This is a genomic window from Neoalteromonas flava (genome assembly GCF_002807685.1).
In the GTDB taxonomy this organism is placed as follows: domain Bacteria; phylum Pseudomonadota; class Gammaproteobacteria; order Enterobacterales; family Alteromonadaceae; genus Alteromonas_E; species Alteromonas_E flava.
Genome location: NZ_PEAX01000004.1, coordinates 1 through 16,543 on the forward strand (window position 1 = coordinate 1; position 16,543 = coordinate 16,543).

Here is a 16,543-nt window from a genome sequence, read left to right on the forward strand (position 1 = left end):
AGGTGCAAAATAACGACGCTTTATATCGTTCTTTTGCGCAAGGAGGACAATCAGTACGCTCAGTTGCTAACTATTGTTCTCTTTGCTGTGCTATTGAAGCGTCTTTGTGACTCTCCTCAAGCGGGATGCGAATTCTACATTGTCGCATCTGGGAGTCAAGCATTTTTTTGAAATTTTATTTTCAGCGATTTGCTTGAAACCCGCTTCAGCTAAGGGATTGCGTCAAATCATTGGCGTTGAAGTTGATTTGTTCATTTCGTCTTCCCGTTGAAGCGAGCGCGCATTCTACAGACCTAACTTCTCAGGTCAACCGCTTTTTTGAAAAAAGTTGAAAAAAAGCGTTTTTCGAGCGAATAACGCGCAAAAAGGTTATTTAAGATACAATCCCACTACAACCTATTTACATTAATGCGGAGATAACATGCCAATTAAGTCCTATAAAGGAATTACCCCGACCGTAGGTAAAAGTAACTATATAGATGAAAGTGCAGTGCTATATGGCGATGTTGTCATGGGTGATGACGTAGGTATATGGCCTCTAGTGGCAGCGCGCGGCGATGTGAATCATATCCGAATTGGAGATCGCACAAATATTCAAGATGGTAGCGTACTGCATGTCACTCGAGTATCAGAAAAAAATCCCAAAGGATTTCCTTTGATAATTGGTGACGATGTAACCGTTGGCCACAAGTGTATGTTGCATGGATGCACATTGGGTAATCGTATTTTGGTGGGTATGGGTGCAATAGTGATGGACGGCGCTATCGTAGAGGACGATGTATTTATTGGAGCTGGCACTGTCGTTCCGCCGAACAAACGACTTCGCTCTGGATACCTTTATGTAGGTAACCCCATGGAAGAGAAGCGCAAATTAAGTGAAGCGGAAGTCGCCTTCTTAAAACAGTCTGCACTTAACTATGTAAAGCTTAAAGATGAGTATCTAGCAGAATAGTCAATGTTTTCGTTCGAGAGCACCCTCTAGAAATCATGCTACAGAATTAATGATACATTGCAGGGTCGACTCAACCCTGCAAAGTGGTCAAAAAAAAGCAAAACATGAAAGAGATTTATTACCCAAAGTAAAATGGGCAGCTGATAGGTGCAAGCTAGTGACAGCTTCTTAGATGTTAACCCCAAATACCTGTTTCTGTTTTGCCCACTTTTTGTGTTACAGCTGTTCCCTTAACTCTGTAATGACAGGTTGAATGTTTGGCATAAAATCAGTCCAAATTTTAAAACTCATTGCGGCCTGCCCCACCAGCATCCCTAACCCATCGCTTATCTTTGTTGCGCCGGCTCCTTTTGCCCATGCTAAAAAAGAAGTAGGTTGACTCGCATATACCATATCGTAAACCAAGTCAGCTTCAGCAACGACAGGGGCGGAAATGGGAGGTATTTGATTGTCTAAACTCAACGATGTGGCGTTGATGACAATATCAAAGCTATGCTCATCAATATCATCAAAATTTGTCGCAGTTAATGGAAGCGTGTGTTTAATGGTCTCACCAATCTCCACCAGCTCTTTGGCTTTTTGAACGGTTCGATTCGCAATAGTAATGGAATACGGATTTTGATTGATTAGCGCCCGAATAACACCGCGAGCGGCACCGCCAGCACCTAAGATAAGGATGGACTTACCATACAATTCTACATTTTGCCGCGAGATATCATTGATCAGCCCTACGCCATCGGTATTGTAACCTGCTAACGAACCGTCACTAAGTTTGGCAATGGTATTGACCGCACCAGCAAGTTTCGCTTCCTCACTGATAGTATGAACTAAACGACAGGCAAGTAACTTAAAAGGAGCCGTCACATTACACCCAGTTGCTTGCTTATGTGCAAAAAAGCGTTCTACATCACTGCAGAACTCTTCCTTAGTGGATAACTCTGCACTGTAATCAATAGTTAAATTCGCCTGTTTAGCAAAGGCTTGATGAATTAATGGAGAACGGCTTTGTTGGATCGGATTGCCAAAAACAGCGAACTTTTGCATCGATTCAAATCAGTTGTGACGTTTATCGATAATCTACCTCAAACCATACCAACAAAAAAGCTCCACGATGGGAGCTTTTTATATAACCGGTGTACTTTAGAACTTATATCCAATGGAAACGGTGTAAACCCATGGGTCAATAGTTACACTTTCTATTTTACCAATATCAGAGCCGCTTACTTTAAAATCAGCTTCAGTTTCAATATCGATATAGCGCACTGATGCATTTATAAACATATCGTCACTGAAGAAATAGTCGGCTCCAGCTTGCGCTGAAAAACCAAATGAAGCATCGAGATCAAGATCGGACACAACTGCACCGCCGGTCGCTGTTTCAATGACTCCCGCTGTTGCACCATTAAACTCTTCATCGAAAAAGATTGTATAGTTCAAGCCAACCCCAACGTAAGGTTGGAACTTGGCCGCTGGGTCAGCAAAGAAGTAGTTTGCTGTCACTGTTGGGGGTAGATGCTTGGTGCTAGCTAAATTTGTACCGTCACCTAAGTCGATATCGTGACTGAATGGCGTAGCAGCAAGCACTTCAACATTCCAATGCGGAGTAAAGAAGTACGCGACATTAAGACCAAGTTGGGTATTACTATCAACATTGACGCCACCCACGGTTTGACCACCCAAGGCAAAATCTGCTCCCCCCACTAAGATGTTTGTGCTGCTGTCATCGGGTGCAACAGTGGTAAGCCCACCTCGAACCAGAATGTCACCTTTTTCGTAGGCGAACGCTGCTGGGGCCAGAGTCATTGCGGCAAGTGCTAATGCTAGTGTTGTTTTTTTCATGTGTGTTTTCTCTATGTTTATATCTGTTGCGGGCACTATAAACAGCTATAGAGGGAAAAAGATTGATCTAGAACAAGACTAAAATCCCAGTTTTGAAACAACAGATTACGCTTGATCCAAATCAATAAGTAAGCCATTCCAAAAGGCTTAACACCGCAATTAGAAATAAATTCGAGTGCCCCGATTTTGCAAATGCTCACCGTGTTCTGCTTGTCGATAAGGCGAGCGATATTGCGCTGGTACGAATTCTTCGACAGCGTTGCCGGCTGATTATAACCGTGACTTTATGCTGGTAACGTTAAGGCTTTGTCGTCAACGTGCTAAAGCGACTCGAAAAGTCGAACAAGAACTTATAGCACCCAATCTCGCGGTACCAAATAGGCTTGCAGCTCTGCTTCTGGTGAGTGTGCCTCCGGTGTATAAGCATACTCCCAACGTGCCAGTGGTGGCATTGACATTAAAATAGACTCGGTTCTGCCGCCACTTTGTAATCCGAATAGCGTGCCGCGATCATAAACCAGATTGAATTCCACGTAGCGCCCACGGCGATAGAGTTGAAATTGACGCTCATGCTCCCCGAAAGGACGCGCCATGTTTCTCTGCACTATTGGCAGATAAGCATCCAAGTAGCCATTACCTACCGCCCGCATAAACGCAAATGATCGTTCAAAGCCCCATTCATTGAGATCATCAAAAAATAGTCCACCAACACCCCGTGTTTCATTACGGTGCGGCAGATAAAAGTACTTATCACACCAAGCTTTGTAGTCTGCATAAACGTTATCACCGAAAGGGTCGCACAAACTTTTTGCAACACTATGCCAATGCCGAACATCTTCTTCTTGTGGATAGAAGGGGGTTAAATCAAAGCCGCCACCAAACCACCATATTGGCGCTGCTCCCTCTTTCTCTGCAACAAAAAAGCGCACATTGGCATGCGACGTGGGGACATGAGGATTATTCGGGTGGATAACCAAAGATACGCCCATAGCTTGCCAATGACGCCCAGCTAATTCTGGTCTTGCCGCGGTCGCTGATGCAGGCATTTTGTCACCAAACACATGGGAAAAGTTAACTCCGCCTTGCTCTATTACGGTACCGCCTCTCAGCACACGCGAGCGGCCGCCGCCACCTTCTTCTCTTTGCCATTCGTCAATAATAAAATCTTTGCTGCCATCAATGCGCGACAAACCATCACAAATCGACGATTGAAGGTTTAACAAATAATCTTTAACGGCATCAATTTGGTCTTGCGAAATGGATTCTAATGACAGATTGGATTGGCTAGACATACTACTCACTTATCAATTGCTTTTCGCCACACTGAGTCTGTGGGCACACTAACTGGTTATCTATTTTTAGCAAAATGGGCCATTGGCATTTTTTGCAAGCCTGAGCCACGGGAGGATGATTTACGACATATTTGCAGTTTGGAAATTGATTACAACTATAAAAATGTTTGCCGAAGCGATTAGTCCGTTTTACCAAGTGCCCTTTATGGCACACTGGGCATTCAACTTGCGTATCGGCTTGCTGCTTTAATGACTCGATATGGTGGCATTCAGGCATGTTAGTACAGCCAATGAACAAGCCATAACGCCCCTTTTTGACCGCCAGCTCATGCCCGCACTCCGGACAGCTCGAGGAATCAATAACTTTAACCACATGAACTTCATTATCATGCAGGGGTTTCGTGTAATCACAGGTTGGATAGGTAGAACAACCTATGAACGCACCACTTTTGCCACGTTTAACAACTAATGGAGAACCGCATTCAGGGCAATCACCGAAGGCAGCACTTAACGCATGACTCGACGCACTGAAAAGTGCATGATTGATTTTGCTCACAGACAGCCTTGCTGTTGTTAGATGACCCTAGCGGTTAATGTAACACACCGCCACTTTCATCGAACAATAAATCTTCCATCTGCGCGTATGCGTTTTCTTTGCCTGGTACATTAAATAGCACCATCAAAACTACCCACTTTAGGTCTTCCAAGCAGAACTCAGCCGCGTCAATTTCCATTACGCGATCGATCACCATCTCTCGAGTGGCGCCGTCTAAAACATTCATCTGCTCTAAGAATAAAAGAAAGCCGCGACAGGTTGAATCCAAACGCATCTCTTCTTCGTGGGTATACATCCGCATGGGAGAAGCTACATTGCCTTTTGCAAGGTAAGGCTTAATGTCGGTTTCTTGCAGAGCCGCAAGTTTCTCTAACCACGCTAGCGCTTTATAGATTTCATCATGATGGAAACCGGCACGCACAAGCTCATCAGTCAACTCGTCTTGGTCGACACAGATTTCGCTTTCACTGTGGATAAGGTTTTCAAACAGATACATGAGGATATCGAACATATTATTTTCCCCTCAATTTAACGTAGCCTCCGGGTGTGGAAGCGACGAGACCTCGCAACTCATATTCTAATAATGCTGCCATTACCTCGTGGACCGGCAGTTTGCTGCGTTCGGTAATGATGTCGATAGATGTGACATCAAACTCTACACTATCTAACAAATCTGGGGTTGCCAAGAGAGAAATGGGACTTTTTTTAGCGGTTTCAATAGTGGGCATTAGAGCCAAATGGTTAAGCTCCTGAAATTCAATCAGAATATCCTCAACACAAGTCACTAATTTAGCGCCTTGTTGGATTAAAAAATGACAACCTTGCGATTGCTCAGTACGAATATTGGATGGAATCGCAAAAACTTCGCGATTCTGATCTAACGCTTGGCGAGCAGTAATAAGCGACCCGCTTTTTAGCGCAGCCTCAACCACCAGCACTCCCAGCGATAAGCCGCTAACAATGCGATTGCGGCGCGGGAAATGTGACTTATGCGGTGCGACTCCTGGATAGTATTCGCTAACGAGAAGTCCGCCTCGTTCTATGAGTTCCTGGTACAAGCGCTGATTTCGTTTTGGGTACACTTGATCAATCCCACAGCCGAGCACGCCAATGGTTTCTCCCGTCTGTTCAATAGCGCCCTTGTGGGCCTGTTGATCAATCCCCAATGCCATACCTGAAACAATGGTAAGTCCTGACTTCGCTAACTCCTGTGCAAACTGATAACCCAACGCTTTACCAGAGAAGGTAGGTTGTCGACAGCCAACAATTGCCACACAGCTTTGCTGCAGCAATGCAAGATTTCCCTGTACGAGTAAGACCAATGGGGGCGATGCAATTTCTTTTAACAGAGCGGGATAAGAGCTGTCTTCAATTGTAACCACCCAGCGCTGTAATTGCGGCTGATGCCAATTCATGGCCGCGGCTACGGGTGGTGGCGTTGTGTTGCCGAGAATGATTGCAATATGGGCTGCAGTGAATCCACAGGCCTGCAAAGTGTGCTCAGACAAGCGGGATAAGCCGTCTACTGAACATCCAGTCGCCGCTTGAACAGCAGCCCACTTCTGAGCACCGAATGAATAACTAAAAGCGAGTCGCAGATAAGCGTTGCGTATTGAATCGCTCACCCACGGTTGATGGTATGACAAGTCTCCTCCTTGAGACCCTCTCAGAATTAGTTACGGTTTTGCGACCAGCGCTCCATTTTTAATCAGTTCACTCGCACGGGTGATGATCGCGTAGCTGGCTTTATCGAACGTTTTAAAAACAATCAATTCACCAATTTTTACGGCTGGCTGCTGAATGGTCGAGCCATCTTGAAAAGCACCTTTAAGACGACTGGACTCGCCTTCGTATTTTGGATCGTCACCGTCGTATATATCAGGGCCTTTCAAATAAATGCCCATAACTGTGCCAGCACTGATATCGTCAGCGCCAATATCAATGATAACCACGTCATGTTTACCGAGCAGATCGCGTTGATGTAAATTACCCACCACTTCTGCACGTTGACGGCCACTCGCCGGCACTAGCTCCATATCTTGCGGCTCAACTTTTTGTGCTGTATACAAACGGTCGCCACGCATCGCTTCGTAATTACTTTGTTTAACCCGAACCATCCACTCACTGTCGGGTTGAGCATCCGTTAATGTTCCATCAGCAACATGGCGTACCTGCATACCAATGGAGTTCCCAAAGCGGTCGAATACTTCGTTTTGCTGCCTCACAATGACAAACTCATCTGCCGAACGCCCACGAGCTTTGGCAAGCACAACGTCGTCATTCACGAAACGAATATCTCCGAAACTATTCCCAAGGATATGCGGTAGTCGCTCATATTCAGCTTCAGATAAGATCATGTCGTTATTCAAGTAGGGAGAAATAACGCTCCAAGGGAGCAACGGGATTGCCCCCGTTTTGGTCGAGCGATTAGCACTTGGCGACAGGGTAACGACGCGTTTTTCTGGTCGGTCAACAACCAACACTGGCTGACCGTCCCGCCACTGTAACGTCAACAGATCACCTGGATAGATCAAATGCGGATTCAAGATTTGCGTATTTGTGCGCCATAGCTCAGGCCACAACCAGGGCTTCTCCAGAAATAGATTAGAAATATCCCACAGGGTATCGCCCTGCTTAACTTCGTATTGCTCAGGCGCACTGTCTTTCACTTGAACTTGCTGTGCAAAGCACCACATTGGTAGAAAGACCAATAACGCTAAGACTTTCAAACTTGGTTTAAACATACCTTCCCCATGAGGTTGTAATTTAATCCATTACCGGATGTCTATTAATTGGTTATCGGGCATTCTCGACAATACCTAAGAAAGCTCGCACCCAATTACCGTTATGCGTTAGAATAATAGTGTTTTAACCCCTGTAAAGCGTGTTATGCCACGTTTAGTATAGGAATTGATACTGAATTAAAGTGTAGTTGAAAAATATCATGGCAATATTAGAAGTTTTAAGTTTTCCCGATGAACGCTTGCGCACCGTCGCCGAACCGGTTGCAGCCGTAGACGATGGCATTAAGCAATTAGTTGCCGACATGTTCGAAACTATGCGCGAAGAAAACGGTATCGGTCTGGCCGCGACACAAGTGAATGTGCATAAACGTGTGGTCGTAATGGACGTTTCTGAAGAGCAAAATGAGCCGCGCGTGTTTATCAATCCTGAAATTATCGAGAAGAAGGGCTCGACGGTCAGCGAAGAAGGCTGTCTATCTGTGCCGGGTAATTATGCCAAGGTTGATCGCGCGGAATGGGTAAAAGTGCGCGCACTGGACGCCGATGGTAAAACCTTCGAGCTCGAAGCCGATGGTTTGTTGGCAATTTGTATTCAGCATGAGCTTGACCACCTTAAAGGTGTGTTATTTGTAGATTACTTATCACCGCTTAAGCGCCAACGCATCCGCAAGAAATTAGAAAAAGAAGCGCGTTTGGCGGCGCGAGCCTAACACCAAAGAGGGATAAGTCATTGCGCGTTATTTTTGCCGGCACGCCGGATTTTGCTGCGACTCACTTACAAGCCTTACTTGCATCTGACCATGAGGTCGTCGCAGTCTATACACAACCAGATCGGCCCGCCGGTCGCGGTAAGAAGTTGCAAGCCAGTCCGGTCAAGCAATTAGCAGAAACAAACCAAATTCCTGTTCATCAACCAAGCAGCTTAAAAGACATAGAAGCACAACAGCAATTAGCTGAAATCCACTGCGATATTATGGTGGTGGTTGCCTACGGTCTTTTGTTGCCCAAAGCGGTTCTTGAGATTCCTCCATTGGGTTGTGTCAATGTACACGGTTCCATATTACCTCGTTGGCGCGGAGCAGCACCTATCCAGCGTGCCATTTGGGCTGGAGACTCTGAAAGCGGTGTTACCATAATGCAAATGGACGAAGGCCTCGATACTGGCGCAATGCTGCATATTCAAACCACGCCAATCAGCAGTGAGGAAACCAGCGCGTCGTTGTATAACCGACTGGCCGAAATTGGTCCTCAAGCGTTGATCCGCTGCCTCGATGATTTTTCAGCGCTAACCCCAGTGACGCAAGACGAAGATCTAGCGACTTACGCAAAAAAATTAAGCAAACAAGAGGCTCGTATTGATTGGTCGCTATCAGCAGCACAACTTGAACGCAACGTACGAGCCTTTAATCCATGGCCGGTGGTCTGGTTCGAAGTCGGTGAAACAGCCCTTAAGGTTTGGGCAGCGTCTACGCTGCCTGACACCACAAACAAGAGCCCAGGAACGATAGTAAGTGCCGACAAACACGGTATCCGCGTGGCAACTTCAGAGGGGCTATTTTGTATTACTGAGTTACAAGTCCCAGGTAAAAAACGAGCACACGTAAGTGATATTCTCAATGCCAAAGGTGATTGGTTCGAACCAGGAACTCTGCTCTCGTGAATCCACAAAAAGTTGGACGAGCACTACGCGCAGACTCCGCAAAAGTTCTGTTCGCAATTTTAGAACAAAACAAATCCAGCCGCGGATTGCTCAGTGATGTGCAACAACATTATCGCGATGCTCGCGATAAAGCCTGGCTACAAGAGGTCGTTTTTGGCGTATTGCGACAATTGCCTACGTTACAGTTTTGGTTGAGACAGCTACTAGAGAAACCATTAAAGGGTAATAAGAAGGTTGTTGAGCACTTGTTATTGGTTGGCTTGTATCAACTTGCCTTTACCCGAGTGCCGGCACACGCCGCGATTGGCGAAACAGTGAACGCCTGTCAAAGCTTAAATGCTGCTGGGCTTAAGGGCCTAGTTAATGCTATTTTGCGGGAGTTTCAGCGCAGCGAATTAGCGCAACAGCTACCCACTGGCGCCGCAGCTCAAGCTGGCTTACCTAACTGGCTATTCAAACAAATAAGCACAGCTTACCCTGCTCAATCAGAAGCTATTGTGCAGCAGATGAATACCAAAGCTCCGCTGTGGTTGCGAGTAAATCGACAACAAATCACACGGGACGAATACACTCACCACTTGGTTACTGAAGGGATAGCATTTACCCTGCCGCCAGACCATGTTGATGGAATAATCTTGAACCAAAATATCGATGTTACTGCATTGCCAGGCTACAACGAAGGTCAATTTGCGGTGCAAGATGGTGCGGCTCAACTAGCGGTAGATTATTTGCAGCCACAAGCTCACGCGCGCGTATTAGACTGCTGCGCCGCTCCCGGCGGCAAGACCTGTCACATGCTCGAGCGTCAACCAAGCATTACCTGTACGGCTATTGATAACGATGCTTCACGACTTCTGCGTGTGAAGGAAAATTTGCAACGTTTACAACTGCAAGCCGAGGTCGTGTGTGCAGATGCCGCTAACTTGGCAGAATGGTGGGATAATCACCCATTTGATGCCATTTTACTTGATGCTCCGTGCTCAGCGACCGGTGTTATTCGGCGCCACCCTGATATCCGCTGGTTACGTCAAGCAAGTGATATTGAAGCTTTGGTCAATTTGCAACAATTGTTATTGCAGCGTCTCTGGCAAACCCTACGTCCGGGCGGAACATTACTCTACGCTACTTGCAGTATCCTGCCGCAAGAAAACCAACAGCAAATTGAGCAATTTCTCGCAATAACTCCTGATGCTTCTGTTTGTACCACTACCCATGGTGACAGTATCGGCAGACAAATACTGCCGGGAGAAAGTCAAATGGATGGCTTCTATTACGCTAGACTGATAAAGTCAAAACTCAAGAATAAGAATAATCCTACTGGTGAGTAGTCAATGAAAATTATCATCGTTGGTGCTGGACAAGTTGGCGGAACGCTTGCAGAAAACTTAGTCGGTGAAAAAAACGAAATTACGATAATTGACGCCGATGGTGAACGCTTACGCGAATTACAAGATCGCCTCGATCTTAAAGTAGTGACTGGCTATGGCTCGCATCCTGACGTTTTAAGGCAAGCCGGCGCTGAAGATGCTGACATGTTAATTGCGGTAACCAATAGCGATGAAAGTAACATGCTCGCCTGTCAGGTTGCGCACTCACTGTTTAATACCCCCACCAAAATTGCTCGTGTGCGCTCTGAAGAATATTTGTTGTATCAAGAAGACCTTTTTGATTCCACTCATATTCCTATTGATCATGTAATTGCACCGGAGCAACTAGTAACCAAAGCGATCAAGCGACTCATTGATTATCCCGGTGCTTTGCAGGTTGTTGAGTTTGGTGATGGCAATGCGAGTCTGGTCGCAGTAAAAGCGTATTATGGTGGACTTTTGGTTGGCCATGCCTTGTCTGCACTCAAAGAACACATGCCCAATGTAGAAACTCGCGTGGCAGCCATTTATCGACGCGGTAAACCCATTCGTCCACTGGGTTCGACCATTATAGAGGCCGATGATGAAGTGTTCTTCATTGCTGCAACCAAGCACATCCGTGCAGTAATGAGTGAGCTACAGAAACTCGAATCGAGCTACAAACGCATTATGATTGCGGGTGGCGGATTGATCGGTGCAGGGTTAGCCAAGCGTCTCGAACACAAGCATTCAGTTAAGCTGATTGAATACAATCAGGAGCGTGCCCGCTATTTGGCCGCCCATCTGGACAAAACCATTGTGTTTAGTGGTGACGCTTCAGACGCCGAACTGCTTAGCGAAGAAAATGTTGAACAAGTAGACGCCTTTATCGCCGTGACCAATGACGACGAAGCAAACATAATGTCTGCTATGCTCGCGAAGCGTATGGGCGCTAAGAAAACCATGGTACTTATTCAGCGCAGTGCGTATGTTGATCTTGTGCAAGGCGGTGAAATTGATATTGCTGTATCCCCGCAACAAGCCACAATTTCGGCTTTATTAACCCACGTACGCCGTGGTGATATTGTTAACGTATATTCGCTCAGACGCGGCGCAGCTGAAGCCATTGAAGCGATTGCCCATGGTGACGAAACAACTTCTAAAGTTGTTGGCCGTCAAATCCGGGATATTAAACTTCCACCTGGCACCACAATTGGTGCAGTTGTGCGCGAAGATTCTGTGATCATCGCGCATAGCGACACTAAGATTGAAGCTAATGATCACGTGATCATGTTTTTGGTCGACAAGAAATTCATTGGTGACGTTGAAAAGCTATTCCAACCGAGCGCATTCTTTTTTGGCTAAACGCCTTTAACCTCACTGTAATTTTTATCTCGCTACACCATTCTAGCTGAGCATAGCGAGATACATAGCGTGACGGCTTAACTGCGCCAAAAGGTGGGAGAGAACAGCACCAGCAAGGAAAATATTTCCAAGCGTCCAAATAACATCGCCAGCACTAGCAACCATTTACCCGAATCGCTTACGTCGGCATAAGTTCCAGCTACACTACCTAGGCCTGGACCTAGGTTATTTAACGTAGCTGCAGTTGCAGTGAAGGCTGTAATGTTATCTAAGCCGGTTGCTATCAGACCGATCATGATAACCACAAATACGATTGCGTAGGCAGAGAAAAACCCCCAAACGGCTTCAACCACCCGCTCTGGCATTGAGCGGTCTCCAAGTTTAACCGCATATACCGCGCGCGGGTGGATCAAGCGATCAACCTCTCGCTTACCTTGCAAGAACAGCAAGAACACTCGAATGACTTTCAAGCCACCACCCGTTGAACCGGCACAACCGCCAATAAAGCTGGAAAAGATCAGAAGTATAGGTAAATACGCAGGCCATTCTGAAAAATTAGTCGTAGCGAAACCCGCCGTAGTACTGATAGATACCGCTTGTAACATGGCCTGATCAAGTGCAGTTTCAGCAGTATCGTAATAATTTTCACCGACAAGAACCAAAAAACAAACGGTGATCAGCGTAAATTGAATGGCAAAAAACGCTTTAAATTCAGGGTCGCGCCAATAGTTGTTCAGTGACCGCGAGGTAGCTGCGGCAAAATGTAATGAGAAATTCAGTGCTGCTATCCAGAGGAAAACGACACACACAATATTCACCAAAGGACTGTTGAAGTAACCTAAACTGGCGTCGTAGGTACTAAAGCCTCCTATTGCAATGGTGGAGAACGCATGACAAACCGCATCGAACAAATTCATTCCGGCAAACCAATAGGCTACGGTGCACGCCGTGGTTAAAGCCAAATAAATATACCAAAGTTGTTTTGCGGTATCAGCAATACGCGGGGTCATTTTGGAATCTTTCACTGGTCCTGGAGTTTCCGCACGATAAAGCTGCATGCCCCCAACGCCCAATATAGGCAATATGGCAACGGCTAGTACGATAATCCCCATGCCGCCAAGCCATTGTAATTGCTGGCGGTAGAACTGTACGGCCTTGGGTAAGTACTCAATACCTTCAATAACCGTTGCACCTGTTGTCGTCAGCCCAGAAAATGACTCGAAGAAAGCATCGGTAAAGCTCATTTCGGGTTGTTCTAACAGCACAAATGGCAAAGCACCGAAGCTCGCAAGCACCGTCCAAAATAAAACAACGATCAAAAACCCTTCTTTAGCACGCAAATCTGATCGATTGAAACGGTTTGGATACCAAAACAACGTGCCGGTAATAATACATAGGAAAAATGCGAGGATAAAAGGCAGACCGCTGCCGTCTTTATAGATCAGTGAAACCAACGCAGGCGGGATCATTGTCACGCTGAACAGAGCAACCAGCAAACCTAGGATGCGGACAATTGACCGATATTGCATGTAATTATTTTTTCCAGCGCAACAAAAAGGGGCTTAGCAAGATTATGGTGATATGCACCACAAACTTAAAGTTTTTTTATCGTACACAAGTCCACGGAAAATGCACTTATGCATTTATGTGAGTTTTTAATAATCAAAAATGTTAAAAAATATTAACAAATGCTGTTTTATTCTCTTGGTAATGTGCTAGATTACTCAGCCGATTTGAAATGTCGATGTAGTCGAAATTTCAATATCCACAGGATAAAAAAACAACAATTTAGGTAAATCCCTCAGTTCAAACGTCGAATTTATCCATACAAAACAACAGCTTGATAGAAGTTAAATAGTTTATCGGCTTTCTGTTTGCTTGCCTAAATATCAGCTTACTAACAGAGTTATCCACAACTCACTCCAAAAGCAATTTCAACTTTTACATCATGGTTAAAGTACAGCGAATATGGCATTCTACGTGCACTGATTGCTGAGAAAATTTTCATGTCTACACACAAAAATCCTCCTTTTATACTAATTGATGGCTCTTCTTATCTGTTTAGAGCGTTCCATGGCATGCCTCCCTTGACCAATTCAAAAGGACAAGACACCGGAGCAATCTATGGCGTGATCAATATGCTAAAAAGTTTGCTCAAGGAATACCAACCTACCCATATTGCAGTGGTTTTTGACGCCAAAGGTAAAACCTTTCGAGATGATATCTATCCAGAATATAAGGCAAACCGGCCGCCAATGCCTGAAGAGTTGCGGCAGCAAATAGAGGCACTCCATCAAATCATCAAAGCGATGGGATTACCTATTATCGTTGAGCCCAACGTAGAGGCCGACGACGTTATTGGTACGCTAGCCAAACAAGCCGGAGAACAGGGTATCAATACGCTGATCAGTACCGGTGATAAAGATATGGCTCAATTAGTGAATGAGCACGTGACATTAATCAATACTATGACAAATCAACTCATGGATATTGAAGGTGTAAAGCAAAAATTCGGAGTGCCGCCTGAACTGATTATCGACTTTCTCGCGTTGAAAGGAGACAAGGTCGACAATATCCCGGGAGTGCCTGGGATAGGCGATAAAAGTGCGCAAGGCTTGCTCAATGGTATCGGTGGGATAACAGAGATCTACGCTAACTTGGATAAGATTGCTGAGCTGGATTTTCGTGGCGCGAAATCACTAGGCAATAAAATGGCTGAGTATCAAGAGCAAGCATTGTTGTCGTATGAACTTGCAACCATTGCGGTTGATTTGGACTTGGAATACTCCCCCACTACATTAACGCCTACAGTTCCCGATTATCAGGCCTTAGCGACACTCTATACCGAATACGAATTTAAGCGTTGGTCGCAAGAAGCAAATCAACAAATAAGCGGGGGCTCAGCCAACACGCATGCTGATGGTGAAGAGGCCATTGACACAGAAGCATCGTCCCCCTCAGACAACAAATTTGAGCCCGGTGAGTACGAAACAATCACCACACAAGCTCAATTGGACAATTGGCTCACAAAGCTTAAGGATGCAAATTTATACGCCATTGATACGGAAACGACGAGTTTGGATTACATGCAAGCTGAGTTAGTTGGATTCTCATTTTGCTGTGAGCTCGGACAGGCGGCTTATTTACCTCTCGCCCATGATTATCCTGGCGCACCCGAGCAACTAGACCGCGCACAGGTACTGCAACAATTGAAACCTATCTTAGAGGATCCAACAGCTAAGAAAATTGGTCAACACATTAAATATGATATGAATGTGTTAGCCAACTACGATATCCATCTTCGCGGAGTTGCCTATGACACCATGTTAGAGTCTTATGTACTCAACAGCGTTGCTAGCCGACACGATATGGATACATTGGCCCTTGCCCATCTTGGGCATTCCACGATCAGCTTTGAAAGTGTGGCAGGTAAAGGCGCCAAGCAGCTCACTTTTAATCAAATAGCGCTCGAACAGGCCGCGCCTTATGCCGCAGAAGATGCAGAGGTTACTTTTGCTCTGCATCATGCGCTATGGCCTAGTGTTGATGGCGTATCTACTCTACAGCAGGTTTATAGCGACATTGAACACCCTCTTATTGAGGTTTTGGCATGCATGGAACAAACCGGAGTATTGATCGATAGTCAACGACTAAATCAACAATCACAAGATCTCGCTCAACGCATTATGGAGCTCGAAAAGGAAGTACATGCTGAAGCTGGTGAAGCGTTTAATCTGGGCTCAACTAAACAGTTACAACACATCTTATTTGACGTACTGGAATTACCGATTGTAAAGAAAACGCCAAAAGGCGCACCATCAACCTCCGAAGAGGTATTGCAGGAACTGGCATTAGAATATCCTTTGCCCAAGTTAATTATGGAATATCGCGGGCTAACCAAATTAAAAAACACCTATACAGACAAGCTTCCAAAGATGATAAATCATCGTACGGGCCGCGTGCATACCTCCTATCATCAAGCGGTTACGGCAACTGGACGGTTATCTTCAACTGAGCCTAACTTGCAAAACATTCCCATTCGAACAGCGGAAGGTCGGCGTGTAAGACAGGCGTTTGTTGCCCGCCCGGGATTTAAAATAGTCGCAGCGGATTACTCACAGATTGAACTGCGCATTATGGCTCACTTATCTGAGGATAGCGGCTTACAAAAGGCCTTCGCTGAAGGCAAAGACATTCATGCGGCGACTGCGGCTGAAGTTTTTGCTACTCCCCTAGACGACGTTTCTACCGATCAACGTCGGAGCGCAAAAGCAATAAACTTTGGCTTGATTTACGGCATGTCAGCTTTTGGGTTAGCCAAACAACTCAATATTCCACGCCACGACGCACAGCATTATATGGATACCTACTTTGAACGCTATCCAGGTGTATTGACTTATATGGAACAGACCCGCGAAAACGCTAAAGCCGATGGTTATGTAACCACTGTATATGGTCGACGCTTGTATTTACCGGATATAAAAGCCAGCAATGGTGCTCGGCGTAAAGGTGCAGAAAGAGCTGCTATTAATGCACCAATGCAAGGCACCGCTGCAGATATCATTAAGAAAGCAATGATCGCCGTGCATAATTGGGTCTCTGACCAAGAGGAAGACTCTATTTACATGATAATGCAAGTGCATGACGAATTGGTTTTTGAAATAAAAGAACAATTTATAGATGGTTATGTAAATAAAATTACAGAAATCATGGAGAATGCCGTTTCCCTATCCGTCCCGCTAGTTGTCGAAGCAGGCGTTGGCGATAACTGGGATGAGGCACACTAAGA

The 16,543-nt window shown here is 45.6% G+C and carries 14 protein-coding genes; 6 read left to right on the forward strand and 8 right to left on the reverse strand.

Annotation, left to right across the window (positions count from 1 at the left end; all coding sequences use genetic code 11):
- Positions 1-421: 421 nt before the first annotated feature.
- A complete protein-coding gene (locus tag CSH92_RS10060) occupies positions 422-952 on the forward strand; it encodes a gamma carbonic anhydrase family protein (RefSeq protein ID WP_100657519.1) in 531 nt (176 codons plus the stop codon).
- Positions 953-1,168: 216 nt separating this feature from the next.
- On the opposite strand, the gene aroE is transcribed toward CSH92_RS10060, so the two are convergent.
- The 7 genes from aroE to CSH92_RS10095 form a co-directional block, all read right to left on the reverse strand.
- The gene (aroE, locus tag CSH92_RS10065; protein WP_100657520.1) at positions 1,169-1,996 is read right to left on the reverse strand and encodes a shikimate dehydrogenase; all 828 of its coding nucleotides are present in this window, start codon (positions 1,994-1,996) and stop codon (positions 1,169-1,171) included.
- A 96-nt stretch (positions 1,997-2,092) separates the two neighbouring features.
- Positions 2,093-2,791: an OmpW family outer membrane protein gene (locus tag CSH92_RS10070; protein ID WP_100657521.1), complete on the reverse strand. Its 699-nt coding sequence runs from the start codon at positions 2,789-2,791 to the stop codon at positions 2,093-2,095.
- Positions 2,792-3,141: 350 nt separating this feature from the next.
- The gene (hemF, locus tag CSH92_RS10075) at positions 3,142-4,083 is read right to left on the reverse strand and encodes an oxygen-dependent coproporphyrinogen oxidase (protein WP_100657522.1); all 942 of its coding nucleotides are present in this window, start codon (positions 4,081-4,083) and stop codon (positions 3,142-3,144) included.
- A 1-nt stretch (position 4,084) separates the two neighbouring features.
- Entirely contained in the window at positions 4,085-4,639 is a 555-nt protein-coding gene (locus CSH92_RS10080; protein ID WP_100657523.1) for a DNA topoisomerase family protein, read from the reverse strand.
- Positions 4,640-4,673: 34 nt separating this feature from the next.
- Positions 4,674-5,150 carry a DUF494 family protein gene (locus CSH92_RS10085; RefSeq protein WP_100657524.1) on the reverse strand — a complete coding sequence of 159 codons (477 nt, stop codon included), beginning with the start codon at positions 5,148-5,150 and terminating at the stop codon, positions 4,674-4,676.
- Between the two features lies 1 nt (position 5,151).
- On the reverse strand, positions 5,152-6,285 hold the full coding sequence (gene dprA, locus CSH92_RS10090; protein ID WP_124916945.1) for a DNA-processing protein DprA: 1,134 nt from the start codon (positions 6,283-6,285) through the stop codon (positions 5,152-5,154).
- A gap of 30 nt (positions 6,286-6,315) precedes the next feature.
- The gene (locus CSH92_RS10095; RefSeq protein WP_100657526.1) at positions 6,316-7,383 is read right to left on the reverse strand and encodes a LysM peptidoglycan-binding domain-containing protein; all 1,068 of its coding nucleotides are present in this window, start codon (positions 7,381-7,383) and stop codon (positions 6,316-6,318) included.
- Between the two features lie 200 nt (positions 7,384-7,583).
- Here CSH92_RS10095 and def point away from each other — a divergent pair, with 200 nt between their 5' ends.
- The 4 genes from def to trkA are packed head-to-tail and all read left to right on the forward strand — an operon-like array spanning position 7,584 to position 11,754.
- Positions 7,584-8,093: a peptide deformylase gene (def, locus tag CSH92_RS10100; protein WP_100657527.1), complete on the forward strand. Its 510-nt coding sequence runs from the start codon at positions 7,584-7,586 to the stop codon at positions 8,091-8,093.
- Between the two features lie 20 nt (positions 8,094-8,113).
- Positions 8,114-9,043 (forward strand): methionyl-tRNA formyltransferase, encoded by a 930-nt coding sequence (fmt, locus tag CSH92_RS10105; protein WP_240612786.1) that lies wholly within the window; start codon positions 8,114-8,116, stop codon positions 9,041-9,043.
- Positions 9,040-10,371, forward strand: a complete 1,332-nt coding sequence (gene rsmB, locus CSH92_RS10110) for a 16S rRNA (cytosine(967)-C(5))-methyltransferase RsmB (protein ID WP_100657529.1) — start codon at positions 9,040-9,042, stop codon at positions 10,369-10,371. Before fmt ends, rsmB begins: the two co-directional genes overlap by 4 nt.
- A 3-nt stretch (positions 10,372-10,374) precedes the next feature.
- The gene (gene trkA, locus CSH92_RS10115; RefSeq protein WP_100657530.1) at positions 10,375-11,754 is read left to right on the forward strand and encodes a Trk system potassium transporter TrkA; all 1,380 of its coding nucleotides are present in this window, start codon (positions 10,375-10,377) and stop codon (positions 11,752-11,754) included.
- Between the two features lie 77 nt (positions 11,755-11,831).
- On the opposite strand, the gene CSH92_RS10120 is transcribed toward trkA, so the two are convergent.
- Positions 11,832-13,283 carry a TrkH family potassium uptake protein gene (locus CSH92_RS10120; RefSeq protein WP_100657531.1) on the reverse strand — a complete coding sequence of 484 codons (1,452 nt, stop codon included), beginning with the start codon at positions 13,281-13,283 and terminating at the stop codon, positions 11,832-11,834.
- 477 nt (positions 13,284-13,760) lie between these two features.
- On the opposite strand from CSH92_RS10120, the gene polA reads away from it, so the two are divergent.
- Positions 13,761-16,541 (forward strand): DNA polymerase I, encoded by a 2,781-nt coding sequence (polA, locus tag CSH92_RS10125; protein ID WP_100657532.1) that lies wholly within the window; start codon positions 13,761-13,763, stop codon positions 16,539-16,541.
- Positions 16,542-16,543 lie beyond the last annotated feature (2 nt).